Source organism: Streptomyces sp. NBC_01474, from assembly GCF_035918215.1.
In the GTDB taxonomy this organism is placed as follows: Bacteria; Actinomycetota; Actinomycetes; order Streptomycetales; family Streptomycetaceae; genus Streptomyces; species Streptomyces aureus.
This window is the reverse complement of the sequence record NZ_CP109449.1, coordinates 682389-698518: the sequence shown is the minus strand read 5'-3', so window position 1 is coordinate 698518 and position 16130 is coordinate 682389. Positions and strand designations below refer to the sequence as shown.

The 16130-nt window shown below is 69.2% G+C and carries 17 protein-coding genes and 1 pseudogene; 8 read left to right on the top strand and 10 right to left on the bottom strand.

Annotation, left to right across the window (positions count from 1 at the left end):
* Positions 1-268: 268 nt before the first annotated feature.
* From OG758_RS03415 to OG758_RS03385, 7 genes are all read right to left on the bottom strand, one after another.
* On the bottom strand, positions 269-865 hold the full coding sequence (locus OG758_RS03415; RefSeq protein WP_326708539.1) for a Dabb family protein: 597 nt from the start codon (positions 863-865) through the stop codon (positions 269-271).
* Positions 862-1194, bottom strand: a complete 333-nt coding sequence (locus tag OG758_RS03410) for a hypothetical protein (protein ID WP_326708538.1) — start codon at positions 1192-1194, stop codon at positions 862-864. Before OG758_RS03410 ends, OG758_RS03415 begins: the two co-directional genes overlap by 4 nt.
* The gene (locus OG758_RS03405; RefSeq protein ID WP_326708537.1) at positions 1191-2108 is read right to left on the bottom strand and encodes an LLM class F420-dependent oxidoreductase; all 918 of its coding nucleotides are present in this window, start codon (positions 2106-2108) and stop codon (positions 1191-1193) included. Before OG758_RS03405 ends, OG758_RS03410 begins: the two co-directional genes overlap by 4 nt.
* A 151-nt stretch (positions 2109-2259) precedes the next feature.
* Positions 2260-2481, bottom strand: coding sequence for a hypothetical protein (locus OG758_RS03400; protein WP_326708536.1), 222 nt, complete (start codon positions 2479-2481; stop codon positions 2260-2262).
* A gap of 85 nt (positions 2482-2566) precedes the next feature.
* Positions 2567-3418, bottom strand: coding sequence for an ABC transporter permease (locus OG758_RS03395; protein ID WP_326708535.1), 852 nt, complete (start codon positions 3416-3418; stop codon positions 2567-2569).
* Entirely contained in the window at positions 3378-4223 is an 846-nt protein-coding gene (locus OG758_RS03390; RefSeq protein WP_326708534.1) for an ABC transporter ATP-binding protein, read from the bottom strand. The genes OG758_RS03395 and OG758_RS03390 overlap by 41 nt, the downstream gene beginning before the upstream one ends.
* A complete protein-coding gene (locus OG758_RS03385; protein ID WP_326708533.1) occupies positions 4220-4735 on the bottom strand; it encodes a MarR family winged helix-turn-helix transcriptional regulator in 516 nt (171 codons plus the stop codon). Before OG758_RS03385 ends, OG758_RS03390 begins: the two co-directional genes overlap by 4 nt.
* Positions 4736-5016: 281 nt before the next feature.
* Between OG758_RS03385 and OG758_RS03380 the strand changes: the two genes are divergently transcribed.
* Both OG758_RS03380 and OG758_RS03375 read left to right on the top strand, forming a co-directional pair.
* Positions 5017-5385, top strand: a complete 369-nt coding sequence (locus OG758_RS03380) for a DUF6479 family protein (RefSeq protein WP_326708532.1) — start codon at positions 5017-5019, stop codon at positions 5383-5385.
* A gap of 359 nt (positions 5386-5744) precedes the next feature.
* Positions 5745-6944: a cysteine desulfurase-like protein gene (locus tag OG758_RS03375; protein WP_326715784.1), complete on the top strand. Its 1200-nt coding sequence runs from the start codon at positions 5745-5747 to the stop codon at positions 6942-6944.
* 34 nt (positions 6945-6978) lie between these two features.
* Here OG758_RS03375 and OG758_RS03370 read toward each other — a convergent pair whose 3' ends face one another.
* Together OG758_RS03370 and OG758_RS03365 are read right to left on the bottom strand one after the other, a co-directional pair.
* Entirely contained in the window at positions 6979-7635 is a 657-nt protein-coding gene (locus OG758_RS03370; protein ID WP_326708531.1) for a TetR/AcrR family transcriptional regulator, read from the bottom strand.
* Positions 7636-7690: 55 nt separating this feature from the next.
* Positions 7691-8632 (bottom strand): alpha/beta fold hydrolase, encoded by a 942-nt coding sequence (locus OG758_RS03365; RefSeq protein WP_326708530.1) that lies wholly within the window; start codon positions 8630-8632, stop codon positions 7691-7693.
* Between the two features lie 143 nt (positions 8633-8775).
* Here OG758_RS03365 and OG758_RS03360 point away from each other — a divergent pair, with 143 nt between their 5' ends.
* Together OG758_RS03360 and OG758_RS03355 are read left to right on the top strand one after the other, a co-directional pair.
* Positions 8776-9594, top strand: coding sequence for an enoyl-CoA hydratase-related protein (locus OG758_RS03360; RefSeq protein WP_326708529.1), 819 nt, complete (start codon positions 8776-8778; stop codon positions 9592-9594).
* 19 nt (positions 9595-9613) lie between these two features.
* A complete protein-coding gene (locus OG758_RS03355; protein ID WP_326708528.1) occupies positions 9614-11155 on the top strand; it encodes a long-chain-fatty-acid--CoA ligase in 1542 nt (513 codons plus the stop codon).
* A 173-nt stretch (positions 11156-11328) separates the two neighbouring features.
* Here the strand turns inward: OG758_RS03355 and tnpA are convergent.
* A pseudogene (gene tnpA / locus OG758_RS03350) lies at positions 11329-11741 on the bottom strand (IS200/IS605 family transposase).
* Between the two features lie 74 nt (positions 11742-11815).
* On the opposite strand from tnpA, the gene OG758_RS03345 reads away from it, so the two are divergent.
* The 4 genes from OG758_RS03345 to OG758_RS03330 all read left to right on the top strand — a co-directional run bounded on the left by OG758_RS03345 (position 11816) and on the right by OG758_RS03330 (position 16106).
* Positions 11816-13135, top strand: coding sequence for an RNA-guided endonuclease InsQ/TnpB family protein (locus OG758_RS03345; protein ID WP_326708527.1), 1320 nt, complete (start codon positions 11816-11818; stop codon positions 13133-13135).
* On the top strand, positions 13101-13979 hold the full coding sequence (locus OG758_RS03340; RefSeq protein ID WP_406384500.1) for an SCO6745 family protein: 879 nt from the start codon (positions 13101-13103) through the stop codon (positions 13977-13979). The genes OG758_RS03345 and OG758_RS03340 overlap by 35 nt, the downstream gene beginning before the upstream one ends.
* A gap of 114 nt (positions 13980-14093) precedes the next feature.
* Positions 14094-14906, top strand: a complete 813-nt coding sequence (locus OG758_RS03335; RefSeq protein WP_326708525.1) for an SDR family oxidoreductase — start codon at positions 14094-14096, stop codon at positions 14904-14906.
* A 150-nt stretch (positions 14907-15056) separates the two neighbouring features.
* Positions 15057-16106 carry a phosphotransferase family protein gene (locus tag OG758_RS03330; protein ID WP_326708524.1) on the top strand — a complete coding sequence of 350 codons (1050 nt, stop codon included), beginning with the start codon at positions 15057-15059 and terminating at the stop codon, positions 16104-16106.
* The last annotated feature ends 24 nt before the right edge of the window (positions 16107-16130 follow it).

Sequence of the window (16130 nt, the reverse complement as noted above, 5' to 3'; positions counted from 1 at the left end):
ATACCCCTGCCGCAGATCGTTGGAGTTTGTGTATCTGAATCCAGTGTGGGCTTTGGGGTACTAAGCAGGTCAAATGCCCCGCTTAGTAGGCAGGTTGATCGAATACATGAACAACTTCCACTGATGCGAACTCTTGAGGGTCCCGAACGGCGGGTGATGGGCTTGTGCCCGACGGCATTTTCCTTCCCTGACATCCGAGTTGCGGGTCGCCGCCGTGCCACCGGCGCGCCCCGGCGACGCGCATCCGTTCACTGCCAAGGGTCTGGCCTCAGCGGGAGGTCAGGACCGGCTCCGGGCTCCAGCGAAAGACGTGGACCAGGCGCGGCTCCACGATCCCGGCGCCCGGAATCTCGCCGTCGAACCACCGGTCCACACACGTCCAGTGGAAGGGGTGGCCGAGATACTCGCCGGTCAGCCCCTGCACGTCCGCGTACTCCTGCTCCCAGACGTGGGTCCAGTGGGAGGGCGTGAGTGTCTGGTCCACCCTGCTCAGAGACCAGGAGCGGATGGTGGAGATGTGCTCGGGCATCGCCATGAGATCGGCTTCCAACTGCCCGACGAGAGTGCGGGGTGTGCCGGGGCGCACCGCGAGCAGCAGCGTGCGTTTCACGCGCGGGCCGCGCAGGGGCACGTAACCCCCGCGCACCGGCGCGAGAGCGACCGTGTCGAGGGGCTGCGGCAGCCCGGCCTCCGCGGCGAAGTCGGCGGGAGTCCGTTCCGCTGTCACGTCCCATGTGGCGCCGGTGCCGCCGAAACTGCCCGGCAGATCGGCCGCCGCGGAGCTGCCCAGGACGCCGGGTCCTGCGGCGGCCTTGCTGTACGCGTCGGTGCTGTGGTCCGGCAACAGGGTCACCCAGCGGGTCATGACGCCACCTCCTCGCGAACACCGGCGACCGGCTCCAGCACATGACGATCGCGGTCCATCGCGATCTCGTCCGTGTACGCCCAGAACGCCGCGACCCGAGGGTCGGCGCCGGCCGCGGCGCGCGCGGCGAAGAACGCACCGCTGTCCGGCAGTGACCACAGGATCCGGACGGCCACGGTGTCCGGACCGGTCCAGGCGCGCCAGCGACGCTCCTCGACCATGCCCCGGTCCACGGCACCCGGCAGATACTCCGCTCGCCAGCGGCGCAGCCACTCATCGACGTCATCGCCCGCGAGGAGGATGACGTCGAGTACCTGCACCCCGCTCATGACAGCTTCTCCAGTACCTCGGCCCGGTACCGGTCGATCTGTTCGCGCAACGCGTCCAGACCCCGTGGGCCCGAAATGCCGTCCGAGCCGCGGATTTGTGGAGCGATGACAAGGCGTGTCGCGCCCGCGTCGACGAAGCCCCGTACCCATGAGGGATCCGCGGCGCGCTCACGGTCGCAGGAGCCCGGCCAGACCGTGATGTCCACGGCGTCCTCGGGCCGGCCCTCCCCGCGCGCGGCCTCGCGCAGCAGATCGGCCTGGCGGGCGAAGTCCTCGGGAGTGATCGTGTAGGGGAACCAGCCGTCGCCGATCCGGCCCGCGCGGCGGACGGCGGGATCGCTGTTCCCGCCCAGTACGACGGGCACGGCCCCGCCGGCAGGACGTGGCAGCGAGTGCAGGCCCTCGAAGGAGACGTGCCGCCCCTGGTAGGAGGCGGGGCCGCTGCCCCACAGCGCGCGCATCGCGCCGACACACTCCTCGAGCCGCCGCCCCCGATCCTCGTAGGGCACGCCGACGGCGGCGTACTCCTCCTTCTGCCAGCCGATGCCGAGGCCCAGCATCAGCCGCCCGTCGGAGTGCCGGTCGATCGTCGCGGCGCGTTTGGCCAGGACCACCGGGCTGTGCAGCGGGGCGACGATCATCGCCGTGCCGAACCGCAGGGAGCTCGAAGCCCCGGCGAGGAAGGCGATGGTCTCCAGTGGGTCGGGCATGGGTACCGCGCCCGAACTGCCTGGTATCCGGCCGTCACTGGAGTACGGATAGAGCGGTTCGTACCGTTCGGCGACGGCGATGTGCTCGACCGTCCACAGTGACTCGACGCCGCACTCCTCGAGCGTGCCCGCGAGGTCGCGGAGGAAGCCACCCGAGGTGATCAGGCCGTCGGTGAACGGCGCCATCATTCCAAGCCGGAGCATGCCAGAGTTCCTCACTTCAGCACCGTTGCTGCTATGCCTGTTAGGAGTGTTCCTATCAGGAATAGGTGGGGTGCGGAAGGGAGCGAACACGGAGAGCCGGGTCAGCAAGGAGTCCCGGACGCGCGCTCACCACATCCGGTCAGCCCGCTGGTCAACTGTCCTTGCGTGTCCCGCTGGCCTTGATCCACGCGTGGGGGGCGTAGGCCACCTCGACCCTCGTGGCGGCAGCGGGGTCTGCCTTCCATACGAGCAGCGCACCGGCGTCGATCGAGTATGAGAACTGGCCTTGCTTGCCGTCGACGAAATGCAACACCTCGCCTTCGTGCTCCGACGTCTGCCCCTCTTTGCCCAGCACTACGAGATTCACAGACATATTTCGACGTTACGGCGGGAGCACCGATTCCGCCCGCCGGGTACCGGCTCGCGCGACCAGTCCCCGGGCGGGCGCCGCCGACGGACTACTTGGCCAGTCGGGGCAGCAGCGAGGAGGCGGCCACGATGCCGAGCGCGGCGGCCACTGCGAGTACGGCGTAGTCCAGGGGCAGATGTGACGGTGTGCCCAGCAACAGGCCGCGTAGCGCGTCGACTTGATAGGTGAGCGGGTTGACCCGGCTGATCGCCTGGAGCCAGCCCGGCATGAGCGCGACCGGGTAGAGGGCGTTGGAGGCGAAGAAGAGCGGCATGGTGATGGCCTGGCCGATGCCCATCAGGCGGTCCCGGGTGAGGACGATGCCGGCGATGGTCATCGACAGGCAGGAGAAGAACGCCGAGCCGAGCACCACCGCGACGGCCACGCCGAGCAGGCGCAGCGGGTTCCAGGTCAGGGCGACGCCGAGGACTGCCGCGATGACGATCACGACGACGGCCTGGATCAGTGCCTTGACCCCGGCGGCGAAGGCCTTACCCGTGATGAGTGCCGCGCGCGGGGTGGGCGTGACCAGGAGCTTGGTCAGAATGCCGGCGTCCCGCTCCCAGATGATCATGATGCCGTAGAAGATGGCGATGAACATCGCGGACTGGGCGATGATGCCCGGCGCGAGGTAGTCGATGTAGGGGATGCCGTGGGTCGGGATCGCCTTGATCCGGGTGAAGGTCTCGCCGAACACCAGCAGCCACAAGGCAGGTTGGACCGCTCGGGTGTACAGCTCGGAACGGTCGTGCCGGAGCTTTTGGAGTTCGACGGCGCACAGGGCGACGACGCGGGCGGGCGCCACGCGCCATCCGGTACGGGCCGTGGGCGGGGTGAGGAGCAGGTCGAACTCGGCCGGGTCAGCCGAGCCTGGACGCGGTGCGGCGGGTGCTGCGGACATCGCGGAAGTCACCACCTTCGTCACCATCGCTGCCGAGCCCGCGGCCGGCGACGTCGCGGAAGACGTCCTCCAAGGTCGGCCAGGGCTCATCGGATCCGGCGTTCCCACGCTGCTCGTGCAGGTCGCGGCGGAGCCCGTCGGAGGTACCGAGAGCGCGCACGCGCCCGCGGTGCATGAGCGCGACCCGGTCGCAGTACTGGTCGGCCTCGTCCATGTAGTGGGTCGTGACCAGGACGGTCATGCCGGTGGCGCGGCGGACCGCGTTGATGTGGTCCCACACGCTGGCCCGGGCGATCGGGTCGAGGCCGATGGTGGGTTCGTCGAGGATCAGCAGGCGGGGGGCGCTCACCAGTGCCTGGGCGAGCTCCAGCCGGCGCACCATGCCGCCCGAATAGGTCTTGGCGAGCCGGTCCGCCGCGTCCGTGAGGTCGACCGCGGCGAGTGCCTGGGCCACCCGGCGGGCCCGTTCGCGCCGGGAGACGTCGAAGACGCGGGCGAACAGCGTCACGTTCTCCCGCCCCGTCAGGCCGGAGTCGGCGGACAGCTGTTGCGGCACGTACCCGAGGAGCCTGCGGACCGCCATCCGCTCGGTCGCCGCATCGTGCCCGAAAACGGATACGCGGCCGCGCGCCACCGGCAGAAGCGTGGTGATGCAGCGGATCGCAGTGGTCTTGCCGGCGCCGTTGGGTCCGAGCAGCCCGAAGACCTCGCCCCGCCCGACCGTGAGATCGAGGCCGTCCACGGCCCGGGTCTCACCGAACGCGTACTCCAGTCCGCGGCAGCAGACCGCGGGGTCCTCGCTCATGCCAGTGCGCCTCCCGGTTCTCCCTGTACTGCGTAGGGCGTTTCACCTTCTGTGCGGATGACGGGCGTGCGGTCCTCGTGCAGGCTGTCGGCGAGCTTGCGCAGGGCCGGCAGCGCCGCGGCGAGCGCGGCCCGGTCGGCCGGGTCGAGCACCGCCAGCTGCTCCCGCATCAACGTGCCCCGGCGGACCTGCCAATCGCGCAACCGGGCCGCGGCCACCGGGGTCGCGTACAGCAGCGCCGACCTGCGGTCCGAGGGGTCCGTCTCACGGCGCAGAAAGCCCGCCTTGACCAGCTGGTTGACGAGCGTGGACACGGAGTTCCCGGCGAGCCGCAGCTCCCGGGCGGTGGCCGACACACCGATTCCCGGCTTGTCGACCACCAGGCGCAGCAGCTCCACCTGGGCGCCGCGCAACGGGGGCGCGCTCAGGCCGTGCCGAAGCCTGCGCCGCGTCAGACGCTGCACGGCGGCGAGTGCGTCGGCGAAGGAATCTGCCAGCTCGTCCGTGGCCATGGATCAATTTTAGCTCTGTGTACGAGCTAATTACAGACCTTGTCGGAACCTCGTCGGGACCCCGTAGGGACCCCGTCGGAACCTCGTCGGGACCCCGTCAGGTTGGCTGCGCTCGATTTCGCCGCGGTGGCGACGGATAATCGGGAGGAAAGGAACGGGTACGCGCAGGACGCACCCCTCGCGCACGATTCCCCAGCGTCATCATCTGGCGTTACCCGAGGCGATCCGGTGGTGTCGTGCGCGCCGGAGAACAGGTCAGGAGCAGGGGGTGCTCGGCGATCATGAACTCGGCTTACCTCGAAATAGCCGCGGCGAACACGGTGGTCGCCGCCGTCGCCGCTTTCATCGGCGGCCTCTTCGTTGCGGGATCGCTGATATGGGCCGTCCAGGTTGGCATGCGGGTGCGCAGGCTGGAGCTCAGGCCACCCCGGCCCGATGAGCAGCCCCGCCTTCCGGCAGGCGGTGCGGTCCACGAGATTCGGGAGATGCGGGAGCCGGATGAGCTCCCCTTGGCCAAGGACGAGAGTGAGCGCCTCTTGCCGCACGAACTCCACCATGGCGGCGGCAAACGCAGCAGAAATCAGAAGCCCGCGACATGGTCTCCGGGATCGAGCGGAGGGTTCGGCAGCGGCGGCCCCGGTCACACGTGAGGCGTGAGCCCTCATCGCCCAGGGCAGTTGCTTGCGCGTAGCCGCGCGTCGGTGGCTTCGGGGGTGGGCCGCACGATGCGGTCGCCTCCGCCACTGGCGTTGTTCTGCGCGGACTGCCGCCCGGCCCGCCGTCGCGCCCGACTGGCGAACCGGACCCGCACATCAGGTGGATCGTGCTGCACGGGTGCGACGGGCCGGCCCGTCGCACCCGTCCTCAACCGCTTTACGTGTGCTGCTCAACGGTGTCAGAGTCGACTCGACCAGCGGATGGACGCGCCTCAACCTGTGCGGCCGCCGGCCTGTGCGAGCTGTCCGCCATGCCCATTCCGTCTCCCGAACATCTCAAGAAAGCCGAGGCCATGGCCATCGACCTGAACGCTCTCCGGGCCCACTTCCCCTCCCTGGGCCACGGCCTTGCCTTCTTCGACGGTCCGGGTGGGACGCAGACACCCCGCCCCGTAGCCGATGCCATAGCCGAGACGCTGACCGGCCCTCTCTCCAACCGGGGAGTGGTGAGCCGCTCCGAGCTCAACGCCGAGCGCGCCGTCTCGGACTTCCGTGCCGCCTACGCCGACCTGCTGAACGTGCCCGCCGAGGGGGTCGTCCACGGGCGCAGCGCCACCCAGCTGACGTACGACTTCTCCCGTCACCTCGCCAAGGGCTGGAAAGCGGGGGACGAGATTGTCCTCAGCCGCCTCGATCACGACTCCAACGTCCGCCCGTGGGTCCAGGCCGCCGAGCGCGCCGGAGTGACGGTCCGCTGGATCGAGATCGACGGAGGGAGCACGGAGCTCGACCTCGACTCGTTCGAGCGAGCGCTGTCGCCCCGGACGCGGCTTGTCGCGGTCACGGCGGCCTCGAACGTACTGGGCACCAAGCCGCCCCTGCGCCACATCGCCGACCGGGCGCACGAGGTCGGCGCCCTGGTGTACGTGGACGGGGTGCACTACGCCGCCCACCACTTGGTCGATGTGCCCGCGCTGGGCGCGGACCTGTTCGTCTGCTCCCCGTACAAGTTCCTCGGACCGCACTGCGGCGTGCTCGCGGCTGCGCCCGAACTCCTCGAAATCATCCACCCCGACAAGCTCGCGCCTTCCCCCGACACGGTGCCGGAGCGCTTCGAGTTCGGCACGCTGCCCTACGAAGTGCTGGCGGGCGCCACCGCCGCCGTGGTCTTCCTCGCCGCGATCGATCCGGGCGCAGGGGGCACACGCAGGGAGTGGCTCGCCCATTCGCTGGCCTCCCTGCACGAGCACGAGCGGGCGCTGCGCACGAGGCTGGAAGAGGGGCTGAGCGCTCTGGGCGACGCCGTCACCCTGCACTCGAAGGCGGCCGACCGCACCCCGACCCTCCTGATGACCATCGAAGGCCGCGACGCTCGCGATGCCCAGGTCCATCTGGCGGCCCGTGACGTCCTGGCCCCCGCCGGGTCGTTCTACGCCTACGAGACCTTCACCGCCCTGAAGCTGGAGAGCCCCGCTCTGCGAGTGGGCCTGGCGCCGTACAACTCCGCCGATGACGTGGACAGGTTCCTCGACGGACTTGCGTCTTTCCTCTGACCGGCTTGTCCCGCAGGTGGCGGACCCGGAGCGGTCAGCGCTCCGGGTCGGGGGCCGTGAGCTGGAGGCCGTTCTCCCAGATCTTGTTGAGTGTCGTGACGAGCCGCTCGTAGGGGATGCGCTGGCCCATCACGAACACCATGTAGGCCATGCGGCTCACCATGACGGACAGGGCGTGCGCCGTGACCAGGGGATCCAGGCTCGTGTCGGCTTCGCCGTTCTCCTGCAGCGCCTGGATGAGCTTGGCGTTGCGGCGCGCGAAGGCGTTGCCACGCTCGATGCGCAGCGCCATGAACTTCTCGTCGATCTGGGCCACTTGCTCGAACAGTGCCATGAGGCGCGCGTTCTTCTTGTACGCGCGCAGGTACTCGCGGTTCGACGCGTCGATGAGCTGCCGGGTGTCGGTGATCCCGGTGCGCTCGCGCAGGTGCGGGTGGAGCATCTCCTCCTGCACCTGCTCGACGAGCGCCTGGAAGATCTCTTCCTTGCTGTTGAAGTACGTGTAGAAGGACCCGGAGGCGACGTGGGCCGCCTTGGAGATGTCCGTGATCCGGGCGTCCAGGTATCCGTCGCGTTCGAACACCTCGCGGGCGGCGGTGATCAGCGCGTTACGCGTTCTGACACCGCGCGCTGTGCGTGGCGTGATGGGTTGTTTCTGGCCGCCGTCTGCGGCCGGGGCCTGGGCAGCCACTGAGGTCCATCCACTCTTGTTCGATCACGTACTTCACCGGTGGCAGCGGATGTTATCAGCCGAGGGTGGAGAGGAACTCGAGAAGCGCGGCGTTCACTTCCTCGGGCCGCTCCTGCTGGATCCAGTGGCCGGCGCCGTCCAGGACGACGTGTCCGCGGAGGTCGGTGAGTACCCGGTCGAGTCCGTGCGCGGGCATGAACTTCCCCACGGGGTCCTTCGACCCGGTGACGAACAGCGACGGCTGTGTGATGAGGTGGCCGTCCAGGTGCTCGGTCAGCGTCCAGTTGCGATCGAGGTTGCGGTAGTAGTTGAGGCCGCCGGTGAAGCCGGTCTCCTCGAACGTCTTGACGTAGTAGGTGAGTTCCTCGTCGCCCAGCCACCGCGGGGGCGGCAGGTGCTCGTCGGGCTTCGCGGCCCACTTGGCCGAGTAGATCTCCCTCGTGACGAGGGTCCTGCGGACGTTCTGGCTCAGTGCCCGGTCGGCGACGCCCGGCTCCTGGAACCACACGATGTAGAAGTCGTCGCCGTTGCGTGAGCGCAGGATGGGCAGCGGCGGGGCGGGGGCGCGGGGCGTCGCCGGCACGCTCATGCCGACCACGGCGCGTACCCGCTCGGGGTGGATCACGGCCATGTTCCACACCACGGAGGCGCCCCAGTCGTGCCCGACGAAGACGGCGTCGTCCGCGCCGACGTCGTCGAGGAGCCCGGCCAGGTCGGCGCAGAGCGTCAGGATGTCGTAGGCGTCGACATCGTCGGGACGTGAGCTGCCGCCGTATCCGCGCATGTCGGGAACCAGGACGCGATATCCCGCCTCGGCGAGCGCGAGGACCTGGTGCCGCCAGGAGAAGGCCAGCTCGGGAAAGCCGTGACACAGGACCGCGGGGGGCCTGCCGGGCCTCCCCTCTCCGTGCTCGAAGACGCGCAGGGAGATGCCGTTGGTCGTGACATCCCGTGCCGCGACGCGCTCCCAGTCGGTGATCGGCATGTGTGTCGTCATGTGCTCAGGGCTCCTGTCGTTCGCATGCTGCGCCGGCGCAAGGAACTCACGCCGGGAAGGGGCGTGTTGTAGGTGTTGAACTTGACGTTGGGTTCAAATATACATGAGGCGGGTCAGGACCGGCTGAAGAGGAGACCACGACGGTGACCGTAAGCACCCAGACAGCCCAGTCGGCGACGGTTCTGCCGGAACGGCGTGGGCCCGTGCTCGTACTGACGCTCAACCGCCCGGACCGGCTCAACGCCTGGACCGACGAGCTGGAAGCGCGCTACTTCGCACTGCTCGACGAAGCCGAGGCGGATCCTGGAGTGCGGGCGGTCGTCCTGACCGGGGCGGGCCGCGGCTTCTGCGCGGGGGCCGACATGGACGACCTGCAACAGGCCGGTGCGACAGCGGAGTTGATCGATGGCCCGATGCCGAAGAGGGATCGCCCGCGGTGGTTCCCGCTGACGCTGCGCAAGCCCCTCATCGCGGCGGTCAACGGGGCCGCGGCCGGGCTCGGCCTCGTCGAGGCCCTTTACTGCGACATCCGCTTGAGTACACCCGACGCCAAGTTCACGACGGCGTTCGCGCGCCGCGGCCTGATCGCCGAGTACGGCATCGCGTGGCTGCTGCCGCGCCTCATCGGCCAGAGCCGGGCCATGGACCTGCTGCTCTCCGGGCGGGTGGTGCGCGGTACGGAAGCCCACGAAATGGGTCTGGTCAACAAGGTCGTCGAGCCGGACCAACTCCTGGACGCCGCGGTCGAGTACGCCACCGAACTGGCCACGTGGTCCTCACCCACATCGATGAGCATCATGAAGCGGCAGGTACTCCAAGCACTCGACACCGACTTCGTCACGGCCGCCGACGCGGCGGACGCGCTCATGCCGGAGGCCTTCCGCCGGCCCGACGCCACCGAGGGTGTCACCAGCTATCTGGAGGGCCGCGCGCCCGCATTCCGCCCCCTCGACCCCAAGTGAGCACGGAAGGTCGCCCCGCATGACCAACGCTGCCGCACCAGTGTGGAACCACGCCTCGTCCACACCCGACCGCATCGCCCTTCGTGGGGAGGAGGGCGAGGAATGGACCTACGGCCGGCTGCGCGAGCGCGCAGCCGCCGTCGCGGGCCGTCTGCGGGAGCAGGGTGTGGGCCCCGGCGACAGAGTCCTGCTCGTCGCGCCCTCCGTGCCCGAGTTCGCCTTCGCCTACTACGGGATCCTCGCCGCCGGAGCCATCGCCGTCACCGCCAACACCATGTCTCCGCAACGGGAGTTGGCGTACATAGCGGGCGATGCCGAAGTGTCGCTCGTGCTGGGCTGGCACGCGATCACCCCGGCACCCAAGAAGGCAGCCGACGAACTGTCCCTGCCGTACGGGGAGTTGTGGCCCGGGCTCACGGACATGGGGCCGACCGAGGCCTCCGCGATCCTCGGCGCACACCCTTGTCAGGACGACGAGACAGCCGCTCTCCTCTACACCTCCGGCACCACAGGCAGGCCCAAGGGTGCCCAGCTCACCCACGGCAATCTCAACGCGTGCGCGGCGGTCTTCTGCGACGTGCACGCCATCACCGCCGACGACTGCGCCGTGACCGGCCTGCCCCTGTTCCACGTTTTCGGCCAGGCGTGCGTCATGGCCACCACGATGCGCGCCGGCGGCAGCCTCACCCTCCTCGAACGCTTCCACCCGTCGACCATGCTGGCCGTGATCCGCCGCGACCGGCCCACCTTCATCGCGGGCGTACCCACCATGTGGAACGCCCTCCTGCGCACCGCCGACGACACGGACGCCGACTTCACAGGCCTGCGCCTCGCGTCCTCCGGCGGCGCCTCACTGCCGGTGGAGGTGATGCGCGCGTTCGAGGAGCGGTTCGGCTGCGCCATCGTCGAGGGGTACGGCCTGACCGAGACCACCGGCGCCGCCACCTGCCACCTCGCGGGCCGCCCGGCGAAGCCAGGACACGTGGGACGGGCCCTGCCCGGCTGCGCCATCTCCGTACGGGACGACGACGGTCAGGAACTGCCACCCGGCCAGGTCGGCGAGGTACACATCAAGGGCCCCGTCGTGATGAAGGGCTACTGGAACCGCCCCGATGCCACCGCCGAGGCCCTGCGCGACGGATGGCTGCGCACCGGCGACCTCGGCGCCACGGACGACGACGGGGACCTGCGCATCGTCGACCGCAAGAAGGATCTCGTCATCCGCGGCGGCTACAACGTCTATCCGCGCGAGGTCGAAGAGGTCCTGTACGAACACCCCGACATCGTCGAAGCGGCCGTCATAGGAGTCCCCGACGAGTTCTACGGCGAAGAGGTCGCGGCCGTCATCGCGGTACGGCCCGGCGCCCGCCTCGGCATGACCGAACTGCGCGCCTGGGCCAAAGAACGCCTCTCCGCCTACAAGGTGCCCCATCTGGTCGCCGTCGTGGACGAGCTGCCGAAGGGAGCGACCGGGAAGATCCTCAAGCGCGCGATCGATCCGGCCCTGCTGAAGGCGGACGCGGGCACGGCGGACGCGGCCGAGCCGACACGGCGGGACTGAGCAACCGCGCCCCCTGGAACACCTCGAACCAGTGACGGGACACACGCATGACGACGACACACGCACCTGCCTACGCCCGCGAGACCTGGCAGACGCTCGAGCCGTACCACGGCGTTGTCTACCTTTTGATCTTGGTCAGTGCTCCGGCGTTTAAGCCGGGGGTGAAGGCCATCTCAGGACTGTTCTGACTCGCGGGTGAGTACGGGTTCACTGCAGCCTAGGGGGCGCTTTTGGTTCTCGATGTATTGGCGTGCGACGGTCAGGGGCCTACCGCCGCAGCTTCCGGTGAAGTAGGGGTCGGACCAGAAGTGGCGGCCCCGCAGGTAGCGGCGCATGTGCGCGTCGTACTCCTGGCGCAGACGCCTGGAGGAGGCGGAGTTGACCAGTTTGGAGAGCTGGACCTTGGGCGGGTAGTGCGCGAGCAGGTGCATGTGGTCCTCCTCGTCGTTGAACCGCTTCAGTTCGGCCTGGAAATCGTGCACATCTCCCGCATGATCTCTTAACCGTGCTTCGGCATCCTGTCCGTGAACGCCTTGCGCCGGTATTTGGTGACGGACACGAAGCGGACGTGCAGGTTGTAAACGATGTGCCGGCCGGTTCTGACATCGGGGTTCGGCTTCCATCACGGTGACATAGACACACTGTAGGATCTTGGTCACCGTGGGTGAACTCGGTTTGGAGAAGCGGCAGTTCGGGCACCGTGCCCGGCTGGCACTGTCCCCTGCCGAGAATCTCCTCGCCGACGAGCAGGCGCACGCCGCGCGCACGGTGTGGAACTGCCTGCACGCGTGGTGGCAGATGATGCCGAAGGACAAGCGGACTCTGGCGAACGCGGACGCCGCGATACGCCAGGCCCGCAAAGAGATCGATTTCCTCGCCGTCCTTCCTGCGCAGGCCGCGCAAGCGGTGCTCAAGACGTACTTCCAGGCCTGGAAGAACTGCTGGGACGGCCGCGTTGACGCTCCGAACTTCAAGGGCCGGTTCCGGTCCGTGATGAGCGTGGACATCCCGCAGGGCCGTGACCTCCAGATCAAGCGGGTACACCGCCGCTGGGGCATGGTCAACATCCCCAAGGTCGGCCGTGTCCGCTTTAGCTGGACCAAAGACCTCCCGGTGGGCAACAAGGCGAACGCCGACGACCGGATCACCGGGGCGCGGCTGGTCAAGGACCACCTGGGATGGCACATCGCCTTCCGTGTAAAGAGCTTCGAAGCCAAGCCCGCATCCCACCAGGGGGCGCAGGTCGGAATTGACGCCGGGGTGAACCTGCCACTCGCCCTGTCGGACGGCAACCACCAGGACCACGGGCGTGTGCCTCGCCTCCCGGATGGCAGCGCCGACCGTGACAAGTGGCTGAACACCGAGGAAAAGGGCAAGCTCCTGCGCCTTGAGCGCCGGGCCGCCCAGCGCAAGACACACCGCAAGCCTGGCGAGCGCACCAGCCGCCGCCTGCACCACACCTATGACCAGATCCGAGGGTTGCGCGCAAAAGCCACGCGACGACACCAGGACTGGCAGCACAAGACGACCACCACCCTCGCCCAGAAGTACGGCGTCATGGTGGTCGAAGCACTCACCATCACGAACATGGTCAAGTCCGCTCGGGGCACCATCGCCGAGCCGGGGACAGACGTCGCCCAGAAAGCCGGACTCAACCGCTCCATTCTCCAAGAGGCGTGGGGCAGGACGGTCACGATGCTGACGTACAAGGCCGGCCGGTACGGCGGCACCCTGCAGAAGGTGCCCGCCCCGAACACCTCCCGACGCTGTTCCGTCTGCGGCTTCATCACGCCCGGCAGCCGGGAGGACCAGGCCACGTTCGTATGCAAGAACCCGGACTGCGGATGGTCGGGCAACGCCGACCACAACGCGGCCCGGAACATCTTGCACCTGTACCGGATGGGCCACGCGCTCATCCCGGCTGCCGGGAGGGCAGTCGTCAGGCGTGACAAACGCGTCAAGCCCGCCACCGCAAGGTAAACGGGAATCTCCTTCCCGAGCTTGCACAGGGAGGAGAGCACTTCAATTCTCGCCCGAGGCACACGCCGCCTACGCGGCTCTGGGAGTGGAGAGCGGGCCCGGATACTTCGCCTCCCGTGCGGCGGCCCTCGGACCGGTCGCACCGGACGTCGTGATCGCCGCTTTCTACAACATCAGTCCGCAGGCCGTACGGGCAACGCTTCCTGCCGCCTGGCGCACCGCTCCGCCCGAGGAATTCCTCGCCGCACGGCTGGCCGGCATCGACGCGACTCTGCGCAGGATCCTCGGGGCCGGGGTTCTCGCGTCGGAAGAGCTGCGGCGGGCGGCGGAACTCGGCAGGCGAGCCGCGGAATCCACGCCCGCATACCTGTACGGCCGGCCCCTGTTCGCCGCGCACGCCGCACTGCCCTGGCCCGACGAGCCGCATCTGGTGTTGTGGCATGCCCAGACGCTGCTGCGTGAATTCTGGGGAGACGGCCATGTGGCGGCGCTCCTGGATGCTGGGGTGAGCGGCATCGAGGCGCTGGTCACCCATGCGGCGGCTGGGCCGGTGGGGGCCGAGGCCCTGCGGACGACGCGCGCCTGGTCCCCGGATGATTGGGCCGCGGCGGTCGAGGGGCTGCGTACGCGGGGGTGGCTCGCGAGCGGGCCCGAGCTGGCCTTCACGGCGGAGGGGAAGGAGTGGCGATCGGCCGTGGAGGCGGCCACGGACCGGCTTGCCGCGGCGCCCTACATCGCCCTGGGACGGGACGGCTGCGCGGAGCTGCGTGACCTGGTGCGGCCCTGGAGCCGGTCCCTGGTAACGGAGTTGATGCCATGGGCCGCAGCGCGGCTGAAGGACTGACGTGCACTCGGCGGGTCGGGCCCTCCGTGGTACAGGTCATTGAAGGTGACGCCGGATTCATCTACGGTGCAGGAGCCTGAGGAGAGCCGGTCGAGCAACTGAACGGGAGAGTTCGTGCAGATCAACGGGAAAGTCGCGATCGTCACGGGAGCGGCGGGCGGCATCGGCGCTGCGATCGCCCAGCGCCTCCTGGAACACGGCGCTCAAGGCGTCCTGCTGACGGACCTCGACGCCGGTCGCCTGGAGGCGACGGTCAAGCTGCTGGCCGGTTCGCACGGCGAGCGGGTCGGGGGAGTGGCGGGCAATGCCGCGTCGACGGCGGATCTGGAGCGGATCGTCGGTGCGGCCGAGGAGCGGTTCGGACCGGTCGACCTGTACTTCGCGAACGCCGGGGTCGGCGGTGGCGCGGGGCTCGACGCGAGCGAGGAGGAGTGGAGCCGGTCGCTCGACGTCAACGTGATGGCGCACGTGCGTGCCGCGAAGCTGCTGGTGCCACGCTGGGTGGAACGCGGCGCCGGTTACTTCTTCAGTACGGCCTCGGCCGCCGGCCTGCTCACGCAGATCGGCTCCGCGACGTACTCCGTCAGCAAGCACGGCGCGGTGGCGTTCGCCGAGTGGCTCTCGGTGACGTACGGGGACAGTGGGGTGCGGGTGAGCTGCCTGTGCCCGCAGGGGGTCGAGACCGAGCTGCTCATGTCCGGCACCCGGTCGGACGATCCGGTGGAACGCGCAGCGGCACGCGCCGTGTTGGAATCCGGCGAGCTGCTGCTGCCGCTCGACGTCGCCGATCACGTGATGGAGGCGGTCGGGGACGAACGGTTCCTCGTCCTGCCGCACCCGCAGGTACTCGACTTCTACCGTCACAAGGGCAGCGACTACGACCGGTGGCTGCGCGGCATGCGGCGCTATCAGGACGCGGTGAAGTGACCTGACGCACCGCGTCGCTGCTGTGCACCGCCCGTGTCTGATGAGGGCGGATCTCGCGTGGACCTCGCGCCGGGCGGCCGTCGGTGAAACTGTAAGAGACATGACCGTTGGAGGATTCGTGTTCGAGCTGTCTCACGGCCCGGTCGCCGTATGAAGTCCGTCGACGCACATGCCGGGGCGCCGGTGGGCACCGACCTCGGCGCGCTCGCCCGATGGCTGGGCGAGCGGGGCGAGCAGGTGACCGGTCCGCTCACCGCCCGGCGCATCGGCCTCGGCCAGAGCAACCTCACCTACCGCGTCGACGACGCCGACGGCCAGTGCTGGGTGGTCCGCCGTCCGCCGCTCGGCAACCTGCTTCCCACCGCCCACGACGTCGGGCGCGAACACCGCATCCTGGCGGCACTCGCCGGCACCCAGGTCCCCGTACCCGCCGTGGTCGGCCTGTGTGACGACGACGGCGTGCACCACCTGGTGATGGAGCACGTCGACGGGATTGTGCTCGACGGCCTGGACGTGGCCGAGGCCCTGCCCACGCCGGTACGTGCGGGCCTGGGGCCGTCGCTGACACGTACACTCGCCGCGATCCACGCGGTGGACCTGGAGAAGACCGGCCTGCACGACCTGGCGAGCCACCGGCCTTACGCCGAACGGCAGTTGAAGCGATGGTCACGGCAGTGGGACCAGAGCCGCACCCGCGATTTGCCCGCCCTCGACCGGCTCACCGAGCTGCTCCACCGACGCGTCCCCGAGCGGCAGAACCTCGTCCTGGTCCACGGAGACCTGCACGTGCGCAACGTGATCTGCTCGCCGGACACCGGCACCGTACGCGCCGCGCTCGACTGGGAGCTGTCGACGCTCGGCGACCCGATGGCCGACCTGGGCACCCTGCTCGCCTACTGGCCCGAGCCCGGCGAAGTCCCGGCGGAGCGCCCCGCCCCCGGCGTCACGGCACTGGACGGCTTCGCCCGACGCGACGAACTCATCCAGAGCTATGCCGCGTCGAGCGGCCGCGACATCGGGCCGGAGCTCGCCTTCTGGCACGTACTCGCCGTGTGGAAAGTGGCGGTCATCGGCGAAGGCGTCCTGCGACGCGCCCTCGACGAGCCACGCAACGCCGCGGAGGGCGGCCCGCCCAGCACCGCCTACATCGACCAGACGGTCGACCACGCCTGGGAACTGGCCACCCACCACGGCCTCTGACACCGCGCCACGCTCCGCCGACCC

Bases quoted from the DNA above. Each gene is read 5' to 3' on its own strand.
- OG758_RS03410 (WP_326708538.1), bottom strand. From the start codon at position 1,194: ATGAGCGGGGTGCAGGTACTCGACGTCATCCTCCTCGCGGGCGATGAC.
- OG758_RS03405 (WP_326708537.1), bottom strand. From the start codon at position 2,108: ATGCTCCGGCTTGGAATGATGGCGCCGTTCACCGACGGCCTGATCACC.
- OG758_RS03330 (WP_326708524.1), top strand. From the start codon at position 15,057: ATGAAGTCCGTCGACGCACATGCCGGGGCGCCGGTGGGCACCGACCTC.
- OG758_RS03380 (WP_326708532.1), top strand. From the start codon at position 5,017: ATGAACTCGGCTTACCTCGAAATAGCCGCGGCGAACACGGTGGTCGCC.
- OG758_RS03355 (WP_326708528.1), top strand. From the start codon at position 9,614: ATGACCAACGCTGCCGCACCAGTGTGGAACCACGCCTCGTCCACACCC.
- OG758_RS03395 (WP_326708535.1), bottom strand. From the start codon at position 3,418: ATGTCCGCAGCACCCGCCGCACCGCGTCCAGGCTCGGCTGACCCGGCC.
- OG758_RS03365 (WP_326708530.1), bottom strand. From the start codon at position 8,632: ATGACGACACACATGCCGATCACCGACTGGGAGCGCGTCGCGGCACGG.
- OG758_RS03390 (WP_326708534.1), bottom strand. From the start codon at position 4,223: ATGAGCGAGGACCCCGCGGTCTGCTGCCGCGGACTGGAGTACGCGTTC.
- OG758_RS03385 (WP_326708533.1), bottom strand. From the start codon at position 4,735: ATGGCCACGGACGAGCTGGCAGATTCCTTCGCCGACGCACTCGCCGCC.
- OG758_RS03400 (WP_326708536.1), bottom strand. From the start codon at position 2,481: ATGTCTGTGAATCTCGTAGTGCTGGGCAAAGAGGGGCAGACGTCGGAG.
- OG758_RS03415 (WP_326708539.1), bottom strand. From the start codon at position 865: ATGACCCGCTGGGTGACCCTGTTGCCGGACCACAGCACCGACGCGTAC.
- OG758_RS03375 (WP_326715784.1), top strand. From the start codon at position 5,745: ATGGCCATCGACCTGAACGCTCTCCGGGCCCACTTCCCCTCCCTGGGC.